Annotated in this window: 19 protein-coding genes; 12 read left to right on the top strand and 7 right to left on the bottom strand. The window is 62.4% G+C overall.

What is annotated here, in order from left to right:
• The first annotated feature begins 56 nt into the window (after positions 1-56).
• From M5C56_RS27280 to lpdA, 4 genes are read left to right on the top strand one after another with little or no spacing between them, the layout of a single operon-like run.
• Complete coding sequence (locus M5C56_RS27280; protein WP_103496451.1) at positions 57-1,292, top strand: 3-methyl-2-oxobutanoate dehydrogenase (2-methylpropanoyl-transferring) subunit alpha; 1,236 nt, start codon at positions 57-59, stop codon at positions 1,290-1,292.
• 3 nt (positions 1,293-1,295) lie between these two features.
• Positions 1,296-2,351 carry an alpha-ketoacid dehydrogenase subunit beta gene (locus M5C56_RS27285; RefSeq protein ID WP_100940157.1) on the top strand — a complete coding sequence of 352 codons (1,056 nt, stop codon included), beginning with the start codon at positions 1,296-1,298 and terminating at the stop codon, positions 2,349-2,351.
• Positions 2,352-3,638, top strand: a complete 1,287-nt coding sequence (locus M5C56_RS27290; protein WP_247263382.1) for a dihydrolipoamide acetyltransferase family protein — start codon at positions 2,352-2,354, stop codon at positions 3,636-3,638.
• A 2-nt stretch (positions 3,639-3,640) separates the two neighbouring features.
• Positions 3,641-5,029, top strand: a complete 1,389-nt coding sequence (gene lpdA, locus M5C56_RS27295) for a dihydrolipoyl dehydrogenase (protein ID WP_103495562.1) — start codon at positions 3,641-3,643, stop codon at positions 5,027-5,029.
• A 151-nt stretch (positions 5,030-5,180) separates the two neighbouring features.
• Here lpdA and M5C56_RS27300 read toward each other — a convergent pair whose 3' ends face one another.
• Together M5C56_RS27300 and M5C56_RS27305 are read right to left on the bottom strand one after the other, a co-directional pair.
• Complete coding sequence (locus M5C56_RS27300; RefSeq protein ID WP_103495563.1) at positions 5,181-5,966, bottom strand: class II aldolase/adducin family protein; 786 nt, start codon at positions 5,964-5,966, stop codon at positions 5,181-5,183.
• 72 nt (positions 5,967-6,038) lie between these two features.
• Positions 6,039-7,082, bottom strand: a complete 1,044-nt coding sequence (locus M5C56_RS27305; protein WP_103495564.1) for an ABC transporter substrate-binding protein — start codon at positions 7,080-7,082, stop codon at positions 6,039-6,041.
• 208 nt (positions 7,083-7,290) lie between these two features.
• On the opposite strand from M5C56_RS27305, the gene M5C56_RS27310 reads away from it, so the two are divergent.
• From M5C56_RS27310 to M5C56_RS27330, 5 genes are all read left to right on the top strand, one after another.
• Entirely contained in the window at positions 7,291-9,252 is a 1,962-nt protein-coding gene (locus M5C56_RS27310) for an FAD-dependent oxidoreductase (protein WP_103495565.1), read from the top strand.
• A gap of 65 nt (positions 9,253-9,317) precedes the next feature.
• Positions 9,318-9,914, top strand: a complete 597-nt coding sequence (locus tag M5C56_RS27315) for a cupin domain-containing protein (RefSeq protein WP_103495566.1) — start codon at positions 9,318-9,320, stop codon at positions 9,912-9,914.
• A 17-nt stretch (positions 9,915-9,931) separates the two neighbouring features.
• Positions 9,932-11,032 (top strand): DNA alkylation repair protein, encoded by a 1,101-nt coding sequence (locus M5C56_RS27320; protein ID WP_103495567.1) that lies wholly within the window; start codon positions 9,932-9,934, stop codon positions 11,030-11,032.
• Positions 11,033-11,103: 71 nt separating this feature from the next.
• Positions 11,104-12,480, top strand: a complete 1,377-nt coding sequence (locus tag M5C56_RS27325) for a uracil-xanthine permease family protein (protein WP_103495568.1) — start codon at positions 11,104-11,106, stop codon at positions 12,478-12,480.
• Positions 12,481-12,682: 202 nt separating this feature from the next.
• The gene (locus M5C56_RS27330) at positions 12,683-14,035 is read left to right on the top strand and encodes an OprD family outer membrane porin (RefSeq protein ID WP_103495569.1); all 1,353 of its coding nucleotides are present in this window, start codon (positions 12,683-12,685) and stop codon (positions 14,033-14,035) included.
• Between the two features lie 186 nt (positions 14,036-14,221).
• Here the strand turns inward: M5C56_RS27330 and M5C56_RS27335 are convergent, their stop codons facing one another.
• Positions 14,222-14,437 carry a DUF2790 domain-containing protein gene (locus M5C56_RS27335; protein WP_103495570.1) on the bottom strand — a complete coding sequence of 72 codons (216 nt, stop codon included), beginning with the start codon at positions 14,435-14,437 and terminating at the stop codon, positions 14,222-14,224.
• Between the two features lie 207 nt (positions 14,438-14,644).
• On the bottom strand, positions 14,645-15,064 hold the full coding sequence (locus tag M5C56_RS27340) for a hypothetical protein (protein WP_247263381.1): 420 nt from the start codon (positions 15,062-15,064) through the stop codon (positions 14,645-14,647).
• Positions 15,065-15,235: 171 nt separating this feature from the next.
• Between M5C56_RS27340 and M5C56_RS27345 the strand changes: the two genes are divergently transcribed.
• The 3 genes from M5C56_RS27345 to M5C56_RS27355 all read left to right on the top strand — a co-directional run bounded on the left by M5C56_RS27345 (position 15,236) and on the right by M5C56_RS27355 (position 18,109).
• Entirely contained in the window at positions 15,236-15,511 is a 276-nt protein-coding gene (locus M5C56_RS27345) for a hypothetical protein (RefSeq protein WP_247263380.1), read from the top strand.
• Positions 15,512-15,600: 89 nt separating this feature from the next.
• A complete protein-coding gene (locus M5C56_RS27350) occupies positions 15,601-17,460 on the top strand; it encodes a DAHL domain-containing protein (RefSeq protein WP_103495572.1) in 1,860 nt (619 codons plus the stop codon).
• A gap of 70 nt (positions 17,461-17,530) precedes the next feature.
• Positions 17,531-18,109: a DUF4337 domain-containing protein gene (locus M5C56_RS27355; protein WP_103495573.1), complete on the top strand. Its 579-nt coding sequence runs from the start codon at positions 17,531-17,533 to the stop codon at positions 18,107-18,109.
• Positions 18,110-18,178: 69 nt separating this feature from the next.
• On the opposite strand, the gene M5C56_RS27360 is transcribed toward M5C56_RS27355, so the two are convergent.
• The 3 genes from M5C56_RS27360 to M5C56_RS27370 all read right to left on the bottom strand — a co-directional run bounded on the left by M5C56_RS27360 (position 18,179) and on the right by M5C56_RS27370 (position 21,903).
• Entirely contained in the window at positions 18,179-18,490 is a 312-nt protein-coding gene (locus M5C56_RS27360; protein ID WP_103495574.1) for a hypothetical protein, read from the bottom strand.
• A gap of 333 nt (positions 18,491-18,823) precedes the next feature.
• Complete coding sequence (locus tag M5C56_RS27365) at positions 18,824-20,146, bottom strand: nitrate/sulfonate/bicarbonate ABC transporter ATP-binding protein (RefSeq protein WP_103495575.1); 1,323 nt, start codon at positions 20,144-20,146, stop codon at positions 18,824-18,826.
• A 14-nt stretch (positions 20,147-20,160) separates the two neighbouring features.
• The gene (locus tag M5C56_RS27370) at positions 20,161-21,903 is read right to left on the bottom strand and encodes an ABC transporter permease subunit (protein ID WP_247263379.1); all 1,743 of its coding nucleotides are present in this window, start codon (positions 21,901-21,903) and stop codon (positions 20,161-20,163) included.
• Positions 21,904-22,022: the final 119 nt, after the last annotated feature.

Below are 22,022 nucleotides of genomic sequence, written 5' to 3' on the forward strand. Positions count from 1 at the left end.
GACTGCCAGCTCGCGCGCCCACTACAAGAAATTCACAAGATAGAGCGTAGAAAGCCATGAACCCAGCGTACGCACCGCTGCGCCTGCACGTTCCTGAACCCTCAGGCCGTCCGGGTTGCAAGACCGACTTCAGTTACCTGCGCCTGACCGATGCCGGCCAGGTCCGCAAACCCCCTATCGACGTCGAACCCGCCGACACCGCCGATTTGGCCAAAGGCCTGATCCGCGTGCTCGACGACCAGGGCCAGGCCCTTGGCCCCTGGGCCGAAGGCGTGCCGGTGGCGATCCTGCGCCAGGGCATGCGCGCCATGCTCAAGACCCGGATCTTCGACACGCGCATGGTGGTTGCCCAGCGCCAGAAAAAAATGTCGTTCTACATGCAGAGCCTCGGCGAGGAAGCCATCGGCAGCGCCCAGGCCCTGGCTTTGAACCTCGACGACATGTGCTTCCCCACCTACCGCCAGCAGAGCATCCTGATGGCCCGGGACGTACCGCTGGTGGACATGATCTGCCAGCTGCTGTCCAACGAGCGAGATCCGCTCAAGGGCCGGCAACTGCCGATCATGTACTCGGTGCGTGACCATGGTTTCTTCACCATTTCCGGCAACCTGGCCACCCAGTTCGTCCAGGCCGTCGGCTGGGGCATGGCGTCGGCGATCAAGGGCGATACCAAGATTGCTTCCGCCTGGATCGGCGACGGCGCCACCGCCGAGTCGGACTTCCACACCGCCCTGACCTTCGCCCACGTCTACCGCGCCCCGGTAATCCTCAACGTGGTCAACAACCAGTGGGCGATCTCCACCTTCCAGGCCATCGCCGGCGGTGAGGCCACCACCTTCGCCGGGCGTGGCGTGGGCTGCGGCATCGCTTCGCTGCGGGTCGACGGCAACGACTTCATCGCCGTCTACGCCGCTTCCGTCTGGGCCGCCGAACGGGCCCGGCGCAATCTCGGGCCGACCCTGATCGAGTGGGTCACCTACCGCGCCGGCCCACACTCCACCTCCGACGATCCGTCCAAGTACCGTCCCGCCGACGACTGGAGCCACTTCCCCCTGGGCGACCCGATCCTGCGCCTCAAGCAGCATCTGATTGCCATCGGCCAATGGTCCGAGGAAGAACACGCCGCCGTCAGCGCCGAACTGGAAGCCGAGATCATTGCCGCGCAGAAGGAAGCCGAACGCTTCGGCACCCTGGCCGGCGGGCAGATGCCCAGCGCCGCGACCATCTTCGAGGACGTCTACAAGGACATGCCCGAGCACTTGCGCCGGCAGCGTCAGGAATTGGGGTTATAAGCCATGAACGATCACAGCAAACTGCAAACGGAGAACGCCGTGGCCACCAGCACCATGACCATGATCCAGGCCCTGCGCTCGGCCATGGATGTGATGCTCGAGCGCGACGACAACGTGGTGGTGTTCGGCCAGGACGTGGGCTACTTCGGTGGCGTGTTCCGCTGCACCGAAGGCCTGCAGGGCAAGTACGGCACCTCGCGGGTGTTTGACGCGCCGATCTCGGAAAGCGGCATTGTCGGCGTCGCCGTCGGCATGGGCGCCTATGGCCTGCGCCCGGTGGCGGAAATCCAGTTCGCCGACTATTTCTACCCGGCCTCCGACCAGATCGTCTCGGAAGCGGCGCGGATACGCTACCGCTCCGCTGGCGAGTTCACCGTGCCGATGACCTTGCGCATGCCCTGCGGCGGCGGCATCTATGGCGGCCAGACCCACAGCCAGAGCCCGGAAGCGATGTTCACCCAGGTCTGCGGCCTGCGCACGGTGATGCCGTCCAACCCCTATGACGCCAAGGGCCTGCTGATCGCCGCTATCGAGAACGATGACCCGGTGATCTTTCTTGAGCCCAAGCGCCTGTACAACGGTCCGTTCGACGGCCACCACGAGCGTCCGGTAACACCGTGGTCCAAACACCCGGCCAGCGCCGTGCCCGAGGGCTACTACACCGTGCCGCTGGACTGCGCGGCGATTGTCCGTCCTGGCAGCGAAGTGACCATTCTCACCTACGGCACCACCGTCTATGTGGCCCAGGCCGCCGCCGAGGAAACCGGGGTCGACGCCGAAGTCATCGACCTGCGCAGCCTCTGGCCGCTGGACCTGGAAACCATCGTCAATTCCGTGAAGAAAACCCGTCGTTGTGTCGTCGTCCACGAAGCCACCCGCACCTGCGGCTTCGGTGCCGAGCTGATCGCCCTGGTCCAGGAGCATTGCTTCCATTACCTGGAAGCGCCGATCGAGCGCGTCACCGGCTGGGACACGCCTTACCCCCACGCACAGGAATGGGCTTATTTCCCAGGCCCGGTGCGGGTCGGTGCGGCCTTGAAACGGGTCATGGAGGTCTGAATGGGTACTCATATCATCAAGATGCCGGACATTGGCGAAGGCATCGCAGAAGTCGAACTGTCCCAGTGGCACGTGCAGGTCGGTGACCTGGTGGTCGAAGACCAGGTGCTGGCGGATGTCATGACCGACAAGGCCATGGTCGATATTCCCTCGCCGGTCCACGGCAAGGTCATTGCCCTGGGCGGCGTGCCCGGTGAAGTCATGGCGGTCGGCAGCGTGCTGATCAGCATTGAAGTGGAAGGCGCCGGTAATCTGCGCGAAGGCACCGAAGCGCCTGCGCCGAAAGCAGCACCTGTGGCCATCGTGGAAAAGCCGGTTGCCGAAGCTGAAGCGCCGAGCAAGCCCGTCGCCAAACCGGCGCCAACCAGCGCCGCAGCGCCTCGCCCGGCCCCGGTGGCCCGTGCCGCCGATGAACGTCCGCTGGCCTCCCCGGCCGTGCGCAAACGCGCCTGGGATGCCGGAATCGAATTGCGTTTTGTCCACGGCAGCGGCCCGGCCGGGCGCATCCTGCACGACGACCTCGACGCTTACCTGGCTCAATCCGAGCAACCGGCCCCGGCCCCGGCCGTTGCCAGCTATGCCAGGCGCACCGACGAACAGCAGATCCCGGTGATCGGCCTGCGCCGCAAGATCGCCCAGCGCATGCAGGACGCCAAGCGTCGCGCCGCCCACTTCAGCTATGTCGAGGAAGTGGATGTCACCGCCCTCGAAGAGCTGCGCGTCCACCTGAATCACAAGTACGGCGACAGCCGCGGCAAGCTGACCCTGCTGCCGTTCCTGGTGCGGGCGATGGTCGTGGCCCTGCGGGACTTCCCGCAGATCAACGTACGTTATGACGACGAAGCCCAGGTCATCACCCGCCATGGCGCGGTGCATGTCGGGGTCGCCGCGCAGACCGACGGCGGCCTGATGGTGCCGGTGGTGCGCCACGCCGAGAGCCTCAACCTGTGGGGCACCTCGGACGAGATCAACCGCCTGGCCCAGGCGGCCCGGAGCGGCAAGGCCAGTCGCGATGAAATGTCCGGTTCGACCATCACCCTGACCAGCCTCGGGGCGTTGGGCGGGATTGTCAGCACACCGGTGCTGAACCTGCCGGAAGTGGCCATTGTCGGGGTCAACCGCATTGTCGAGCGGCCCGTGGTCATCAAGGGCCAGATCGTCATCCGCAAGATGATGAACCTGTCCAGCTCCTTCGATCACCGGGTGGTCGACGGCATGGACGCGGCCCAATTCATCCAGGCCATTCGCGGCTTGCTCGAACAACCCGCCAGCCTGTTTGTGGAGTGATCATGCAACAGACCCAAAACACCACCCTGTTGATCATCGGCGGCGGCCCCGGCGGTTATGTCGCGGCCATTCGTGCCGGCCAGCTGGGCATTCCCACCGTGCTGGTGGAAGGCCAGGCGCTGGGCGGCACCTGCCTGAACGTCGGCTGCATTCCATCCAAGGCGCTGATCCATGTCGCCGAGCAGTTCCATACCACCCAGCGCTACAGTGGCGACACTTCGCCGCTGGGGATCAAGGTGTCGGCACCGACCCTGGATATCGGCAAGAGCGTCGAATGGAAGGACGGGATTGTCGACCGCCTGACCAGCGGCGTCGCGGCATTGCTGAAGAAGAATGGCGTCAAGGTGATCCATGGCTGGGCCAAAGTGATCGACGGCAAGCATGTCGAGGTCGATGGCTTGCGTATCCAGTGTGAACACCTGCTGCTGGCCAGCGGTTCGCAGACGGTGAACCTGCCGATGCTGCCGATTGGCGGGGCGATTATTTCGTCTACCGAAGCGCTGGCTCCGACTGCGATTCCCAAGCGCCTGACCGTGGTCGGCGCCGGCTATATCGGCCTGGAGCTGGGGATTGCCTACCGCAAGCTGGGGGCCGAGGTGACGGTCGTGGAAGCTCGCGACCGCATCCTGCCGACCTATGACCGCGAACTGACCCAGCCGGTGGCCGAGTCGATCAAGGCCCTGGGTATTACCGTGCATCTGGGGCATAGCGTCGAAGGTTTCGATGCGACGTCAAACACCCTGTCGGTGCGCGATCCCCAAGGGGAAACCCTGCAACTGGTGACCGACCAGGTGCTGGTAGCCGTGGGACGCAAGCCGCGTACCCAGGGCTGGAATCTTGAAGCCCTGGCACTGGAGATGAACGGTGCGGCAATCAAGATCGACAACCGTTGCCAGACCAGCATGCGCAATGTCTGGGCCATCGGCGACCTGACCGGCGAACCGATGCTCGCACACCGGGCCATGGCCCAGGGCGAGATGGTCGCCGAGGTGATTGCCGGCCAGCATCGCGAGTTCAATCCGACGGCGATTGCTGCGGTGTGCTTTACCGATCCGGAGTTGGTGGTGGTCGGTAAGACGCCGGATGAAGCCAAGGCCGCCGGGCTGGATTGCCTGGTGTCGAGCTTCCCGTTTGCGGCCAATGGACGGGCCATGACCCTGGAATCGAAAAGCGGTTTCGTACGGGTGGTGGCGCGGCGTGACAATCATCTGATTGTCGGCTGGCAGGCGGTGGGTGCCGGGGTTTCGGAACTGGCGGCGGCGTTCGGGCAATCCCTGGAAATGGGGGCCTGCCTGGAAGATATCGCCGGGACCATCCATGCCCATCCGACCTTGGGTGAAGCGGTGCAGGAAGCGGCGCTGCGGGCGCTGGGGCATGCGTTGCACCTCTAAACACCGCTGATCCATGGGCTGAACACGGACACTGTGGGAGCGGAGCTTGCCCGCGAATCTCGAGAACACGCGGAGTATCAGATACACCGCGTTATCGTTCTTCGCGGGCAAGCTCCGCTCCCACAAAAACGAGTCCAACATTCCCTAAGTGTTAATCCCGATACCCCGGCGCTACCCGATCCAGCAACCGCAACATCGCCGCCCACGCCAACCCCATGGCATCCGGGTCGCTCAACTGCCCCTCCTCCAGCGGCCGGCCCGGGTCATTGAACTGTCGCTCGGTATGGGCGCACACCGCGTCCGACGGCAACACCAACTCCCCACACGCCTGGGCCGCAATCTGGATCTCGCAGGCCTTCTCCAGGTAGTACATGCGGAAGAACGCCTGGGCCACGCTCTCGCCCACCGTCAGCAAACCATGGTTGCGCAACAGCATCACCGACTTGTCCCCCAGGTCCTGCACCAGCCGCGCCTGCTCATCCAGATCCAGCGCCACGCCTTCATAGTCGTGGTAAGCCGTGCGCCCGAAGAACTCCATGGAAATCTGGTTCACCGGCAACAACCCGCACTTGAGCGCCGCCACCGCGCAACCCGCGCGGGTATGAGTGTGCAACACACACTGCGCATCCTCGCGCGCACCATGAATCGCACTGTGAATCACAAACCCGGCCGGGTTCACCGGATACGGCGAGTCCTCCACCGCCCGCCCATCCAAGCCAATTTTCACCAGGCTCGACGCAGTGATTTCCTCGAACATCAGCCCATAGGGGTTGATCAGGAAATGATGATCAGGCCCCGGCAAGCGCAGGGAGATATGGGTGAAGATCAGGTCGGTCATGCGAAAGTGCGCGATCAACCGGTAACAGGCCGCCAGTTGCTCGCGCAATTGACGCTCGATGGCCGCCGGTGCGGCAGCCGTGTGCAGAAGGTCGTTCAAGCGGATCACTCCCTCAGGCAGAATGGATCGAATCAGGCAGCCGGCACGCTCAAAGGCGCCCGGCTGCCTACTTTACTTGCTTGCCCAGGCATTGAAACGTTCTTCAAGCTCCTCGCCGTGATCGTTCCAGAATGCCACGTTCATCGACAACGCGCCCTTGAGGTTCTGCGGCGCCGTCGGCACCCACTTCGCCAGGCTCGGATCCAGCCGCGCGGCCGCCTCGGTATTGGTCGGGCCGTAGGGAATCTGCCGCACATAGTTGACCTGGGCATCGGCCTGGTTGGCAAAAGCAATAAAACGCTTGGCCTGGTCGACGTGTTTCGAGCCCTTGATGATCGCCCAGTAATCCATGCCATACAGGCTCTGCGGCCAGACCAGCGCCAGATGGCTGCCCTGCTGCGCGGCGGCGGCCACGCGACCGCTGTAGGTCGAAGTCATGACCACATCGCCGGCCATCAGCCACTGCGCAGGCTGGGCGCCCGCCTCCCACCACTGGATGTAGGGCTTGAGCTGGTCGAGCTTGGCAAAGGCCCGGTCGACACCTTTCGGCGTGCTCAATACCGTATACACGTCCTCGGCCTTCACCCCATCCGCCATCAGCGCGAATTCCAGGTTGTACACCGCACGCTTGCGCAGGCCGCGCTTGCCGGGAAAGGTCTTCACATCCCAGAAATCGGCCCAGGAAGTCGGCGGCCGCGCCACCTTGTCGGTGTCGTAGGCGATGGCGACACTCCAGACCAACGCCGCCGAGCCGCACTCCTGGGCGGCGTCGGGGATCAACTGGTCGGCATGGCCGATCTGCTTCCAATCGAGGCGTTCATACATGCCCTCGTCACACCCGCGCATCAAATCCGGTCCTTCGATCTGCACCACATCCCAGTCCACGCTGCCGGTGTCGACCATGACCTTGATCTTGGCCATTTCACCGTTGTATTCGCTCTGGATCAGCTTGCTGCCGTCCTTGGTGCTGAAAGGCTGGAAGAACGCCGTGTCCTGGGCTTTCTGCCCGGCGCCACCATAGCCGACCACCACCATGTCCTGGCCGGCCTGGACACTGCCCATGGCCAGCGTCAGGAGCAAGGGATAAAAACCGTACTTGCGGGTGTTCGATTTCATCGATGAGTCCTCGTGCGGTATCGCCCGGGTCCGAAGCACCTGGCGATCCATTTTTTTGTTGTATGAGGTACGCCCGGTCAGCAGGCGTGATTTGAAGCTAACTCAAGGCAAAGTAAAAAAACAAGTTGATTTTTTACTATAGGTAAATTTTCATGGAACAATAATAACAACCGCCCGCGTTCGATCCCGGGCCGCCTGGAGCCTTGCCATGTCGACGTCGCCGCACGCCTTTCATCATTTGTTCGAACCCTTGCAGCTGCGTGGCAAGCGCCTGAAGAACCGCATCATGTCCAGCGGACACGACACCTCCATGCCCACCGACAACCTGGTCAACGAACAGTTGATCGCCTATCACCGGGCCCGCGCCGAGGGCGGTGTCGGCCTGATCGTGTTGCAGGTGGCGGGGGTTCACGACAGTGCGCGTTATACCTCCCATGTGCTGATGGCCACCGACGATGCCTGCATCGACGGCTATCGGCGGCTGGCCGAGACCTGTCATGCCCACGGCACCCTGGTGCTGTCGCAGATCTTCCATCCGGGCCGGGAAATCATGGAGTCCAGCGACGGCCTGCTGGCGGTCGCCTACTCGGCGTCCTGCGTGCCCAACGAGCGCTTCCGGGTCATGCCGCGTGCGCTGGACCAGGCGATGATCGACGAGATCGTCGCGGGCTATGGAGCGGCGGCGCGGCGCTTGCACCAGGCCGGGATCGACGGCGTGGAAGTGGTCGCCAGCCACGGTTACCTGCCAGCGCAGTTCATCAACCCACGGGTCAATCGCCGCACCGACGGCTACAACGGTGAGCTGGAACAGCGCCTGCGTTTCCTTCGGGAAGTGATCGCCGCCGTGCGCGCGGCCACTGACGAGCAGTTCATCATCGGCCTGCGGATTTCCGCCGACGAGCGCGATGCCGAAGGCCTGACCGAGGACGAGTCCCTGGCCGCCGTGGTGCAACTGCAAGGCGAACTGGACTATGTGCATATCGTCGCCGGGACCTCGGCGTCCCTCGGTGGCGCGATCCATATCGTCCCGCCGATGGCCATCGAAGCCGCCTATCTGGCGAAGGAAGCCGGCACCTTCAAGGCCAGTCTGTCGATTCCGCTGTTCGTCACCGGGCGGATCAACCAGCCCCAGGAGGCCGAGTTGATCCTGTCCCGTGGCCAGGCCGATGTCTGCGGCATGACCCGGGCGCTGATCTGCGACCCGCAGATGCCGAACAAGACCGATAGCGGCCATAGCGAAGATATTCGCGCCTGTATTGCCTGCAACCAGGCCTGTATCGGGCATTTCCACAAGGGCCTGCCGATCAGTTGTATCCAGCACCCGGAAACCGGGCGCGAATTGCAGTACGGGCAGTTGATTGCTACGGCCAAGCGCAAGCGCGTGATGATTGCCGGTGGCGGCCCGGCCGGGATGAAAGCCGCGGCCGTGGCGGCGCAGCGTGGACATGAGGTGACGCTGTACGAAGCCAGCTCGCAGTTGGGCGGCCAGGTGTTGCTGGCGCAATTGCTGCCACGCCGTAGCGAGTTCGGCGGCGCCAGCACCAACCTGCAACGGGAAATGGAACTGGCCGGGGTGCGGGTGGTGCGCAATACCCGGGTCGACCGGGCGCTGGTGGAACGCGAGCAGCCGGATCTGGTGATTGTCGCCACCGGTGCCGAACCTTACTGGCCGGCCTTTGAGCGCGGAGGTGAATTGCAGGTGGTGGATGCCTGGCAGGTGCTGCGTGACGAGGTGAAGATCGGCCGTTCGGTGGTGGTGGTCGACTGGCGTTGCGACTGGATCGGGCCGGGGATTGCCGAGCGTCTGGTGCGGGCCGGACATCAGGTGCGACTGGCGGTCAACGGCACCCATTGCGGCGAGAGCCTGCCGCTGTATGTACGCGATCAACTGGCCGGCGAGCTGCATCGCCTGGGCATTCCCATCACGCCGTATGCCCGGCTCTATGGCTGCGACGACAGCACTGTGTACCTGCAACATACCGCCAGCGGCGAGCCGATGTTGTTCGAAGAGGTCGACACCCTGGTGCTGTGCCAGGGGCATCAACCGGTCGATACCCTGGGTGATGAATTGCAGGGCTTGGTGGAGTTCCGCCGGATCGGCGACTGCCTGGCGCCGCGCACGGTGGAGGAAGCGATCTATGAAGGGCTGAAGGTCGCCTGGGAGATCTGACAGTCACATCCTCAGCACTCGCCAAGTGCCTTATACTGCGGCCCTTTCAAGGATTGGAGCAGGCCATGAGCAACGCCCCAACGCCCGCCGGTGACAGCGCCGCCGCGGGCCCGCAGTTTCTCGGCACGCGCATTCGCGGCCTGCGCAAACGGCGTGGCATGACCCTGACCGAACTGGCGAACCAGGCCGAACTCACCGCCGGCTATATCAGCCAGCTGGAGCGCAACCTCGCCTACCCGTCGATCCCGGCCCTGTTCAATATCGCCCGCAGCCTGGGCGTGACCATCCAGTGGTTCTTCGCCAGCGAAGCCATCACCGCCCCCGAAGACAACGGCTACGTGGTGCGCAAGAACAGCCGCCTGAGCGTGCACTACGAAGACGGCATCGTCGACCAACTGCTGACCCCGCAACCCAACCGCCAGTTGGAAATGCTCCATTCGCGCTTCCCCCCGGGCACCTACAGCCAGCAAAGCTACAGCCATGAAGGCGAGGAAGCCGGCTACCTGCTGTCCGGGATTTTCGAGCTGTGGGTCGGCGATCGCCATTTCCAGCTGGTCGAGGGCGACAGTTTCAGCTTCTCCAGCCAGGAACCGCACCGCTATGGCAACCCCGGCGAGGTCGACGCCGTGGTCATCTGGGTCATCACTCCGCCGACGTTCTAACCCGACAAGGTCCCGCCATGAGCACCGAACAAGCCGCCCCGGCGCTGAAGGAAATCTTCAACAGCGAACGCCTGCTGCATATCGCCCACGAAATGCGCGCGGTGTACCCCGACTTCGACAGCGCCGGCTTTATCAGCCGCACCCACCAGGGCCTGGACGAGCTGTCGATCATGCAGCGCCTGGCCCGGGTCAGCGAAAGCCTGCACGCGGTGCTGCCCCTGAGCTACAAGCAATCCCTCAAGCTGCTGCGCCAGCTCGCCCCGCGCCTGAACAGCGCCTTTGTCAGCATGTGCCTGCCGCACTATGTGGCGAGCTACGGGGCCAAGGATTTCGAACTGTCGATGGACGCGCTGAAGTACTTCACCGCCTTCGGCTCCTCGGAGTTCGCCATACGGCATTTTCTGCTCAACGATTTCGAACGCACCCTGGCGGTGATGAAAACCTGGTCCCGGGACCCCGACGAACATGTTCGCCGTCTTGCCAGCGAAGGCTCGCGACCGCGCCTGCCATGGTCCTTCCGGCTGGCCCGGATCCAGGCCGACCCAAGCCTTGCCGCCGACATACTCGACACGCTCAAGGCCGACGACAGCCTGTACGTGTGCAAATCGGTGGCCAACCACCTCAACGACATCACCAAGGAACATCCCGACTGGGTGCTCGAATTGATCGAAGGCTGGTCGCTGGACGACCCGCGCACCGCCTGGATCGCCCGTCACGCCCTGCGCAGCCTGATCAAACAGGGCAACCCGCGCGCACTCACGCTGATGGGCGCCGGTGCCAAGGCCCAGGTCGAGGTGCTGGACTTGAAGGTCGAGCCCGCCGTGATCCGCCTCGGCGACAGCGTCATCCTCTCCTTCACCCTGGCCTCTACCGCAACCGCCAGCCAGAAGCTGGTGATCGACTACGCTATCGACTACGTGAAGGCCTCGGGCGCCACCTCGAGCAAGGTTTTCAAGCTCAAGACCCTGCACCTGGCCGCCGGCGCCAGTGAAACCCTGAACCGCCGCCAGCACATCCGCGAACTGACCACCCGCAAGCACTACAGCGGCCACCACGCCGTGCATTTGCTGGTCAATGGCGAGCGCCTGGGCAGCAGTGGTTTCGATATTCTCGAATAAGCCCCACCGAAGCTGGGCGCCCCGCGCCAAGCCCAGTAGAATCGCGACCTCATTTTTTCCAGGGCCCCGCCATGACCGCTCACCAGACTCCGCCCGCCGCCGAGCCCCAGGCCAGCGAACTGATCCTCGGCCTCGAGGACCGCCCCCGCCTGCTGATCGGCCTTCTGGCAGCGCTGCAACATCTGCTGGCGATCATTGTGCCCATCGTCACCCCCGGCCTGCTGATCTGCCAGGCCCTGGGGGTGTCGGCGCGGGACACCAACCTGATCGTCTCGATGTCCCTGGTGATCTCCGGCATCGCCACCTTCGTCCAGTGCCGCCGCTTCGGCCCCTTCGGCGCCGGGCTGCTGATCGTCCAGGGCACCAGCTTCAACTTCGTCGGCCCGCTGATTGCCGGCGGCGCGCTGATGGTCAAGCAAGGCACACCGGTGGAAGCGGTGATGGCGGCGATCTTCGGCGTGGTCATCGCCGGTTCCTTTGTCGAGATGGGCATCTCGCGCATCCTGCCCTTCGTCAAACGCATGATCACCCCGCTGGTGACCGGCATCGTCGTGCTGATGATCGGCCTGACCCTGATCAAGGTCGGCCTGATCAGCATGGGTGGTGGTTTCAGCGCCATGGCCAACGGCACCTTCGCCAATGGCGAGAACCTGCTGCTGTCCGGCGTGGTGCTGGCGATCATCGTGGTCCTCAACCGTATCCCGCTGGTGTGGATGCGCAGCTGCGCCATCGTTATCGCCCTGGCGGTCGGCTATGCCCTAGCCGGCTACCTGGGTCGGCTGAACTTCACCGGCATGCACGAGGCCGCGCTGTTCCAGATCCCCACGCCGCTGCATTTCGGCCTGGATTTCTCCTGGTCGCTGTTTATCCCGATGCTGGTGATCTACCTGGTGACGTCCCTGGAAGCCATCGGTGACGTCACCGCCACCAGCAAGGTGTCGCGCCAGCCGGTGGAAGGCCCGCTGTGGATGCAACGGATCAAGGGCGGCGTGCTGGTCAACGGCGCCAACTCTTTGCTCGCGGGGCTGTTCAACACCTTTCCCAGCTCGATCTTCGCCCAGAACAACGGGGTGATTCAGCTGACCGGCATCGCCAGCCGGCATATCGGCAAATGGATCGCCCTGATGCTCGTGCTGCTCGGCCTGTTCCCCTCGGTGGCCGGGGCGATCCAGGCGGTGCCCGAGCCGGTGCTCGGTGGCGCGGCCATGGTGATGTTCGGCGCGGTGGCGGCCTCGGGCATCAATATCCTCGCCAGCATCCACCTGGACCGCCGCGCGCTGCTGATCATCGCCGTGTCCCTGGCCCTGGGCCTTGGCGTCTCCCAGGTACCGGAATTCCTCGCCCATATGCCGGCGGCGTTGCGTAATGTGCTGGAGTCCGGGGTGGCCACCGGTGGCATCTGTGCGCTGCTGCTGAACTGGTTCCTGCCAGAAGCACAAAAAGCCTGATCAGCGAAACCGGCGGCGGTCTTGAAAGCCGCCGTCTTGAGCCTTCCAGCCAGAAAAAAACCTGACCGAAATCAGGCTCTTATTAAACTAAAGTTCATGTCCTGCAAGGGGCTTTTGACTCGGAACTGTCACATACCGACCCTTTAATTGTTTCAAGAGTTTGCTGCTCTTATTTCAATTCTGTGACTAGGATCCGAACCCAATGAACAAGCTGTTGAGCCCCTTAGTGGGCGCCGCCCTGGCGAGTGTCACGATCTACGCCCATGCGGATTTCATCGATGACAGTCACGCCGACGTGACCCTCCTTAACCGTTACCTGAACCAGGATGGTCAAGGCGTCAGTGGCAGCACGGCCAAGGCCAAGAGCTATCATGATTGGGGCCAGGGCTTCCAGTTCGACTTCAAGTCCGGCTACACCGACGGCACCATCGGCCTGGGCCTGGACCTGCAGGCGTTCTACGGCCTGAAGCTCGACTCCGGCGGCGACCTGGACGACAAGACCCACCAGGGCCGCTACCCCGGCAGTATGTTCCCGCTGGACAACGGCAAGTCCGTCGACCAGTTCGGCGTGATCAGCCCGACGTTCAAAGCACGTTTCCTCAAGGATGAACTGCGCATCGGTACCCTGTACCAGAACAACCCGATGCTGGCCAACACCGACGGCCGTCTGTACCACCAGACCAACACCGGTGCGCAACTGGTGTCCAAGGACCTGGACAACTTCACCTTCACCGTCGGCGATATCACCCAGACCAAGATCCGCAACGAAACCGGCGACACCGGCATGATCACCGCCGGCGGCACCAAGAAAAGCGATCGCTTCCTCTACGGCGGTGCCGACTACGCCGGTATCCCGGGCACCACCCTGAGCGCCTGGTACTCGAACCTGTCGGACTACTACCAACAGGCCTTCCTCGGTGCCAAGCGTCATGACGCCCTGCCCGTCGGCGCCATCGACAGCGACTTCCGCGCCTACCGCAGCCTGGGCACCGGCGGCAACGCCGATGGCGACAGCCAGTACTCGGCCGCCGGCTACTACGGCAACGGCCTGACCAAGGGCCGGATCAACCAGTCGACCGTCAGCCTGATGGAAAGCTACAGCCTGTCCGGCCACACCGTCGGCCTCGGCGTGCAGAAGAACAGCGGCAACAGCGACTTCCCGTACCTGGACTCCGGCCTGAACAGCGGTGCCGAACTCCAGGGCCCGGGTTCGGGCGCCGACAGCCCGGCACTGACCAATATGCAATTGAACAAATTCCAGCACGCGGGTGAGCGCAGCTGGCTGGCGCAGTACAAATATGACTTCGCCCAGTTGGGTGTGAATGGCCTGGTGTTCGCCACCACCTACGTCCATGGCGACCAGATCCGTACACCGGCCGATCCGAATGCCAAGGAATGGGAACGCGATATCTCCCTGGCCTACAACGTCCCTACCGGCCAGCTGAAAGGCCTCGGCGTGCGCTGGCAGAATGCCCATGCCAGCCCGGACATCACCGGCCAGACGATCCAGGACGAAAACCGCTTCTACGTGAGTTATGTGATCCCGATCTGGTAAGAAACCGTGGGGCTTGGAAAACCCTGATGCCGCTCAATCAGGGCCGAACACGGTCCTTGTAGGAGCAGAGCTTGCTCGCGAAGAGGCCCTTGAGGCCGCCAATAGCTTCGCGGGCAAGCTTCGCTCCCACATCAGGTGATATGACGTTTTCAATAATCCAGACTGCTTATCAACCGACTCGATCCATCAATCCCCGGAACAACCGCTGCCCCAGGTCTTGTACTTGTACTCCTTGATCTCCCCGGTCGGCGTCTTGTAGGTCATCTTCGCGTCGACGATGCCGCAGGCATAAGGATCGGAATCCACGCTGATAACTTGCGCGATGTCTTTTCTATCCAGGGCAAAGGTTTGGGCACTGAAAAGCACGACCGCAACGGTCAAGCACTTGGTATAGATATTCATGATCACTGACTCGATATGAGAAATAGGGAATAACCCGCCGCGCTGGGCAGACTGCACCTGCGCAGGCTCTCAATCGACCATTATCTATGGATTAAGGAATTGGCAGAGCTTATTAACTAATAGTTTATAAACGCCTTAACACTTAGCTAATTGAATTCTATCTAGCCCCCGCCACGGCTTCCGCCCGCCGGAAAGATGACGAAACATTCATGAAACATGGTTTTCTCTAACGGGCAGTGCTGATCTCACCGAGCAACGGCGGGCTGTACCACACTCCTTTTCAGCAAAATCCAAATTTCTTCTTGATGCTACCCTCAGCCGTGTTCGGAGTGCGGCTGGCCGGGACCGAAGGGGGGAATCGCCTATTTCTTCATTCGGCAGCTCTGGATACTCCTTATCGACAACAAGTTGATTTGTGAAATGCTTTTCACCCAACGCCTCATTAAAGGCTGACGCCAAGTCGCGCACGGGCTGAGCGTGTGCCTGAGAAGTAAATCCTCCGACAAAGCAGACCGTAACACCCCATAAAAATGACACAAGTACTTTTCGCCCATACAACACAAGCCCAACCGCAACACCATCAGCCACAACGTCATCCTTTACCAGGTCATTGAACACCCCGTTCATATCAATCTCCTCGAAAACCCATGTGTCACACTTAAAACCGTTTTCATAAATCAGCCTGCCCCAAACCCTCAGGCTGCCTACTGCCAGAGATGACAGTAGGCGTTCCCTTGATTAAGGCTCAGTCTTTTCCCATAGGTATGGAGCCTGGCGATTCATCATGAGGATACGTTCATGAAACTGAATAAACCGTCCATCACCGGCGTCTTCAATATTGTCATTTTTTGTCTGGCCCTCTCCGGGCTCAGCGCTGCGGCCCAGGCGGCCTTGCTGGATGAAGGCAGCGCCGGCGGCAACAGTTGCACGCCCGCCTCGGTCAGCGGAACTGATCGTGCCGATCACCCCGCGGGTGATCACCGACAACAGCGAGGCCCGCCAGATCACCGACGAATACCGTCAGCAGTTGCAGTTGATGAAACCCCTGGAGCCCCCGCCCATGCAAAGAAATGACACTTTTCCAGCACTTGCAGACCCAGCGGCACTACACTTTGCGAAAAGAGCCCGAAGCCGCCACGTCAACCGGACACAGGAAGTACGCAATGATGCGATGGAGCCGATACAGAAGTGCGGCGCTGGTCACCCTGTTTGCCATTCTGGTCAGCCTCCTGGCGTTCCTGCTGATCAAGGCCTTTTCCCGGGAAACCTCCACCTATTTCGAGTCCCGCGACCTGCTCCGCCAGCTCAAGCAGCTGGATGCCAGGCTCGACGCGAAGATTCTCAAGACCCGCATCAGCGACGAATACAATTACAACCTGCTGGCCATCCCCATCGCCGATTCCAGCCGACGCTGGGACCAGTTGGTCGCGCAGAACAGCTCCCTGGACAACTCCAGCATCTGGCAGGCGCGCAAGAAGGCCTACCTCGACGCCACGGCGGAAAAGAACAAGCTGATCGAGCAGTTCCAGGCCCACAACACCGCCTTGCGCGATGACCTGGAAACCCTGTCGGCGATCGAAGACACCGTCCAGACCGACCTGGAACCCTTCAGCGCCGAACACCCGGTGGAAACCCTGAGCGTGCTCTACAGCGCCTCGAAGCTGACCTTGAGCGCCCTGGAATATGCGCAGCACGTGTCCAATGGCAAAGCCGACAAGATCGAACGGCAGATCCAGCACCTGGCGGCACAAAAGACCAGCCTGCCGGCGGCCCTGGGCCCGTCCATCGACAAGCTGATCGCCCAGGCCAATGTGGTGGTCAGCGAACAACCCCAGGTCAATGACCTGCTGGACCGCATCGGCTTTATCCCGGTGGCCGCCAGCCTCGACGGCATCAACGAACTGTTGAATGAAATCCAGCGCCGCGCCGAGCTCCAGGACCGCCAGTACCTGATCTATCTCAGCGTGTGCGCGGCGCTGATGGCCGTGCTGGTGTTCTACCTGATCATTCGCCAGTTGCGCAGCTATGCGCTGATCAACCAGATGAACAGCGCCTTGCAGCTGTCCAACGACCGCCTCGAACAGCGTGTCGAAGAACGCACCCGCGAACTCAAGGAAGCCCAGAGCGAGCTGATGGACGCCGCGCGCACGGCCGGCATGGCGGAAATCGCGACCAACGTCCTGCATAACGTCGGCAACGTGCTCAACAGCGTGAACATCTCCGCCGATCTGGTGACCCGCAAGATCCGCTCCAGCAAGGCCCAGGGACTGACCAAGGCGGTACAGTTGATGAACGAGCACGCCGACGACCTGGGGGACTTTGTCAGCCGTGACGAAAAAGGCAAGCTGCTGCCCGCCTACCTCAACCAGCTGGCCGCGGCCGTCGCCACCGAGCAGACCGAGATCATCCAGGAACTGGCGCAACTGAGTAAAAGCGTCGACCACATCAAGGAAATCGTCGCCACCCAGCAATCCTATGCCGGCGCGGCCAAGCTGCTGGAAGCGGTGAACATCACCGACCTGTTCGAAGATGCCCTGCGCATGAACTCGGGGGCCCTGAACCGGCACAAGGTCACGGTGCTCAAGGACTACCACCCGGTCCCGACCTTTCTCGGCGACAAGCACCGGCTGCTGCTGATCCTGATCAACCTGATCAGCAACGCCAAGTACGCGGTGTCGGACCTGACCAACCGCGACCGGGACATCACCCTGGGCGTGCGGGTGGTCGACGGCAAGACCCTGCGCATCAGCGTCAAGGATGAAGGCGAAGGCATTGCGCCGGAAAACCTCGCGCGGATCTTCACCCATGGTTTCACCACCCGCAAGGACGGTCACGGCTTCGGTTTGCACAGCTGCGCCCTGGCGGCGCTCGAGATGGACGGCCGCCTCTACGTGCACAGTGACGGCCCGGGCAGGGGCGCCCTGTTCACCCTGGATATCCCCCTGCAAACCATCCATATGCAAGACGAGCATCCTGCGGCGAACGCCTCCCCCGCCTCGGTATATTCGAATATTCATCAATGAGAGAGAGCCATCCGCCAGCACTCGCTTTACACTTTGTCCCCGCCCTTCTTCACCCAAAGATCCGTCCCTGATGACCGAAAACTTCGAAGTCCCAAGCCCTCACGAAAAACACGTCGAACACACCACCGAACACGCCCATGCCCGTGGAGACAGCTTTGCCAGCCGGATCGCGGTGATGACCGCGATCATGGCCACGATTGGCGCCATGCTCAGCTACCAGGCGGGCTCCACGGAAAGCGAAGCGGCGATGGACAAGAACAACGCCGCGATCCTCAAGACCGAAGCCGCCAACCAGTGGAACTACTACCAGGCCAAGTCCAGCCGGCAGAACCTCTCGGAGATGGCCAGCCATATCCCGGGCCTGGACGCCGCGCATTACACCGCCGAGGTCGAGCGCTACAAGAAGGAAAAGGAAGTCGTGCGGCAGAATGCCGAAGGCCTGGAAGCCAAGAGTCGCGAGTGGGATGACAAATCCGAGCAGGTCCTGCACCAGCACCATCGCTGGGCCCAGGCGATGACGGCGATCCAGATTGCCATTTCGCTGGCGGCGATCACCTTGCTGACCCGCAAGGAATGGCTCAAGCGCCTGGCCTACACCGCGGCGGGTGTCAGCGTGGTGCTCGGCGGCCTGGCCGCGTTGCATATCTGAAACGATAACGCCCGACCTCAGTCAACCCGGTACCGGCCGGGCTGACTGATGGAACCCTGTGACCGCAGCTTACGCCTTGGTGCTGATGGTTTCGCCGATCGGCTGACCGCTGCCGTTGGAAACGGCTTTCGGTGCCGCAGTGGCCGTGGCGGTGTGATGCTGGTGCTTTTGCACCAACTTCTGCGCTACGCGGTCGCCATGACTGGCTTCCTGTGCGGTTTGTGCCGCGGTTTCGGTCGCTTCCTTCAAGGCGTCGGCGACGATGCTGGCGGTGGTGGTGGCGGTAGTGGAAGTTTTCTGTGCAGGTGTCGGGGTCGTCTGGGACTGACCGGCAATACGCACAGAGACTGGGTTTGCAGCTGGAATTGCGCCGATGGACATCGGACTCTCCTTAAGTTGGGATCAGCAGACGTGCCCGGCCATGACTTGGACTGGAGCACGGTTCACTACTTACTGTCTCGACCCTTCAAACTGGCCCGCCTGCGAAACAACCGGAGGCAAGGGAGAGATTGATCCTCGGCATGTACCCGATCCGTTACGGTCAGGTGAAAACTTCGGATATCCCGGATCTGCGAGGGGTTCGCAGTCAGGTACAAACAGGCCTGCACACCGCGGAACCTGTGGGAGCCGGCTTGCCAGCGATGGCGTCCGAATGGACAGCGCAAGGCTCAAGGGCCTCATCGCTGCAAGCCAGCTCCTACAGGGGTTGCGTTATCAGATCTCGCCTTCCACGTCTTCCAGGCTGAAGGTTTCGGTGGTGTCGTTGTAGGAGAAGATCTCGGCGTAGCGGCCCCAGCTGATCACGCTTTCCAGGGTCTGCTCGACGAAGTCTTCGCTGAGGGAGTCTTCCAGTTCCTGTTCGAAACGCACCCGCGGCGCCCAGTGCCCGTTACGCTCCTGCAACACCTGGCGAATCCGCGCCGCCAGGGGCACGGTGCGCAGCAGATGCTCGGCAAACATCACCTTGCGTTCCTGGGTACCGTCTTCGGCAAAACGCTTGCCCGCATCGGTGAGCTTGATATCGGCCCCGCGCAGCTCGGCAAAACCCAGGTGCTCGAGCATCTCGGCCACCGGAAACAGGTCATCGACTTCCAGCAGCAAGCGCTCGGCGACGTTCGGCAAACCGGCATGGCCATGGTACGGCTCGGCCGCAAGGGCTTCGATCAGACCGGCCATCAGGTTGGTCGGCACTTCCGGCAGGCGGCTGCCCAGTTGCAGCTCAGCCTTGCCGGTGCGTTCGTCGGCACTGCGACGGTTGGTCATCAGCGCGTAGATATCGTCGACCATCTTGCGGAAGATCGGATCCAGACGGTTGCGCGGGTGGGCGAACGGCACCTTGATCTGCGCCACGACGCGCCCCGGGTTGGACGACAGCACCAGGATGCGGTCGCACATCAGCACCGCTTCCTCGATGTTGTGGGTCACGATCAGGATCGACTTGATCGGCAGTTGGCCGCCGCTCCACAACTCCAGCAGGTCGGTCCGCAGGTTCTCCGCGGTGAGCACGTCGAGGGCGGAAAACGGCTCGTCCATCAGCAGCAGGGTCGGGTTGACCACCAGGCCGCGGGCAAAACCCACGCGCTGGCGCATGCCACCGGACAGCTCGCGCGGATAGGCGTTCTCGAAACCGTCGAGACCGATCAGGTCGATGGCCGCCAGTGCGCGCTTGCGCGCTTCCTTGGGCTCGACCTGCAAGGCCTGCAAGCCGGCTTCAACGTTTTCCAGCACGGTCAGCCAGGGAAACAGGGCGAAGGTCTGGAACACCATCGCCACGCCCTTGGCCGGGCCGTCCAGGGCTTCGCCGTTGTAGAGCACTTCGCCGGAAGTCGGCTGGATCAGGCCGGCAATGATCCGCAGCAAGGTCGACTTGCCGGAGCCCGAGCGCCCCAGCAACCCGACGACTTCGCCTTCGTGCAGGTGCAGGTCGACTTCGCTGAGTACCTGACGCTCATCCTTGCCGTTGCCAAAGCCCTTGCTCACATTGGTGAGCGAGTAGATTTCGCGGGCGCTGCTGGTGTATTCGATATGACTGTTCATAAGAGCGGCTCGGATTAATTCAGACGAAGTTTGTTTTCGGCGATGGCGTACATCGGCCGCCAGAGCAGACGGTTGAAGGCCACCACAAAGACCGACATGACCACGACGCCCAGGGTGATTTTCGGAAAGTCGCCGGCGGCCGTGGTCTGGGCGATATAAGCCCCCAGGCCGTGGGCCACGACCTTGTCCTGGCCCCAGGAAACGAACTCGGAAACGATACTGGCGTTCCACGCGCCACCGGAAGCGGTGATCGCACCGGTCACGTAATACGGGAAGATCCCCGGCAACATGACCTTGCGCCACCACTGCCAGCCACGGATATGGAAGTTCGCGGCGGCTTCACGGAAGTCGTTGGGGAAGGCGCTGGCGCCGGCAATCACGTTGAACAGGATGTACCACTGGGTCCCGAGCACGATCAGCGGGCTCAGCCAGATATCCGGGTTCAGGTTGTAGTGCAGGATCACGATGACGAACACCGGGAACAGCAGGTTCGCCGGGAACGCCGCGAGGAACTGCGCCAAGGGTTGGATCTTCTCGGCCAGGTGCGGACGCAGGCCGATCATCACCCCCAGCGGCACCCAGATCACCGAAGCCACGGCGATCAGCAAGGTCACCCGGACCAGGGTGATTGCCCCCAGGCCAATGACTTCGCCGACATCGGCGAGGGTCACTTCACTGCTGACATACATAGCAATGTGGTACAGCGCATAGGCCGCGAGCAAGGTGATGAACACACCCCAGACCCAATCAACCACCCGCGACGTCGAGGGGTTGGGTGCGCTGGCCCGGGACTTGACCCGGGGCAGGCTCAGGCGCAGATGGCCGATCCGGGTAAAGAAACGTGAAATCGGCCGGATCAGACGCTGGATGACCCGGGTCCGCTGGATCAGGTTGAGCACCCAGGATTCCGGCGCGCCGCCCTGGGCCGCGGTGTCTTCCATACGGAACTTGTCCGCCCAGGCCACCAGCGGACGGAACAGGAACTGGTCGTAGACCAGGATCACCACCACCATCGCCAGGATCACATAACCCACGGCGGTGAGGTCACGCTGTTCGATAGCGGTGGCCAGGTAGGAACCGATGCCCGGCAGGGTGATGGTCTTGTCGCCGACGGTAATCGCCTCCGACGCCACCACGAAGAACCAGCCGCCGGACATGCTCATCATCATGTTCCAGATCAGCCCGGGCATGGCGAACGGCACGTCGAGCTTCCAGAACTTCTGCCAGCCGGACAGCTGCAGGCTCTCGGAGACTTCCGTCAGGTCCCGCGGCAGCATGCGCAGCGACTGGTAGAAGCTGAACGTCATGTTCCAGGCCTGGCTGGTGAAGATCGCAAAGATCGCCGCGCACTCGGCGCCCAGCACCCGTCCCGGAAACAGCAGGAGAAAGAAGGTCACGGTGAACGAGATATAACCCAGCACCGGCACCGACTGGAGGATATCCAGCACCGGCACCAGCAGTTTCTCGGCGCGTTTGCTCTTGGCCGCCAGGGTCCCGTAGAGAAAGGTGAAGATCAACGCCGCGACCATCGCCGCGAGCATGCGCAGGGTGGTGCGTATGGCATATTCCGGCAGGTTGCCCGGATCGAGGGAGATCACCTGGCTCTGCAAGGTCGAGATCGGTGCCCAGGTTTCCCGCGCGCCGATCGAGAAAAACAGCAGGAAACCCACCACCAGCGGCAGCGCGATCAGGTCCCAGCGATTGGGCAGCAAGCGCCGGGTACTGGCCGGGATGTAATGGCGTAATACTTTATTCATCGTCAATGATTCCAGCAGCGTTCTGAAATACAGGCCCACGAACTCCAGGGTACAAACGCACAAAGCGCTGCGGTGCCGGCAGTCTAAGCACAGCACATTCTGGAGAAGTGGTTGGAAAA

Source organism: Pseudomonas sp. MWU13-2862 (assembly GCF_023242495.1).
Lineage (GTDB): Bacteria > Pseudomonadota > Gammaproteobacteria > Pseudomonadales > Pseudomonadaceae > Aquipseudomonas > Aquipseudomonas gingeri_D.

Excerpts from the sequence above, each read along its gene's own strand:
- M5C56_RS27280 (WP_103496451.1), top strand. The coding sequence starts at position 57 with ATGAACCCAGCGTACGCACCGCTGCGCCTGCACGTTCCTGAACCCTCA.
- M5C56_RS27285 (WP_100940157.1), top strand. The coding sequence starts at position 1,296 with ATGAACGATCACAGCAAACTGCAAACGGAGAACGCCGTGGCCACCAGC.
- M5C56_RS27290 (WP_247263382.1), top strand. The coding sequence starts at position 2,352 with ATGGGTACTCATATCATCAAGATGCCGGACATTGGCGAAGGCATCGCA.
- lpdA (WP_103495562.1), top strand. The coding sequence starts at position 3,641 with ATGCAACAGACCCAAAACACCACCCTGTTGATCATCGGCGGCGGCCCC.
- M5C56_RS27305 (WP_103495564.1), bottom strand. The coding sequence starts at position 7,082 with ATGAAATCGAACACCCGCAAGTACGGTTTTTATCCCTTGCTCCTGACG.
- M5C56_RS27310 (WP_103495565.1), top strand. The coding sequence starts at position 7,291 with ATGTCGACGTCGCCGCACGCCTTTCATCATTTGTTCGAACCCTTGCAG.
- M5C56_RS27315 (WP_103495566.1), top strand. The coding sequence starts at position 9,318 with ATGAGCAACGCCCCAACGCCCGCCGGTGACAGCGCCGCCGCGGGCCCG.
- M5C56_RS27320 (WP_103495567.1), top strand. The coding sequence starts at position 9,932 with ATGAGCACCGAACAAGCCGCCCCGGCGCTGAAGGAAATCTTCAACAGC.
- M5C56_RS27325 (WP_103495568.1), top strand. The coding sequence starts at position 11,104 with ATGACCGCTCACCAGACTCCGCCCGCCGCCGAGCCCCAGGCCAGCGAA.
- M5C56_RS27330 (WP_103495569.1), top strand. The coding sequence starts at position 12,683 with ATGAACAAGCTGTTGAGCCCCTTAGTGGGCGCCGCCCTGGCGAGTGTC.
- M5C56_RS27335 (WP_103495570.1), bottom strand. The coding sequence starts at position 14,437 with ATGAATATCTATACCAAGTGCTTGACCGTTGCGGTCGTGCTTTTCAGT.
- M5C56_RS27340 (WP_247263381.1), bottom strand. The coding sequence starts at position 15,064 with ATGAACGGGGTGTTCAATGACCTGGTAAAGGATGACGTTGTGGCTGAT.
- M5C56_RS27345 (WP_247263380.1), top strand. The coding sequence starts at position 15,236 with ATGAAACTGAATAAACCGTCCATCACCGGCGTCTTCAATATTGTCATT.
- M5C56_RS27350 (WP_103495572.1), top strand. The coding sequence starts at position 15,601 with ATGATGCGATGGAGCCGATACAGAAGTGCGGCGCTGGTCACCCTGTTT.
- M5C56_RS27355 (WP_103495573.1), top strand. The coding sequence starts at position 17,531 with ATGACCGAAAACTTCGAAGTCCCAAGCCCTCACGAAAAACACGTCGAA.
- M5C56_RS27360 (WP_103495574.1), bottom strand. The coding sequence starts at position 18,490 with ATGTCCATCGGCGCAATTCCAGCTGCAAACCCAGTCTCTGTGCGTATT.
- M5C56_RS27365 (WP_103495575.1), bottom strand. The coding sequence starts at position 20,146 with ATGAACAGTCATATCGAATACACCAGCAGCGCCCGCGAAATCTACTCG.
- M5C56_RS27370 (WP_247263379.1), bottom strand. The coding sequence starts at position 21,903 with ATGAATAAAGTATTACGCCATTACATCCCGGCCAGTACCCGGCGCTTG.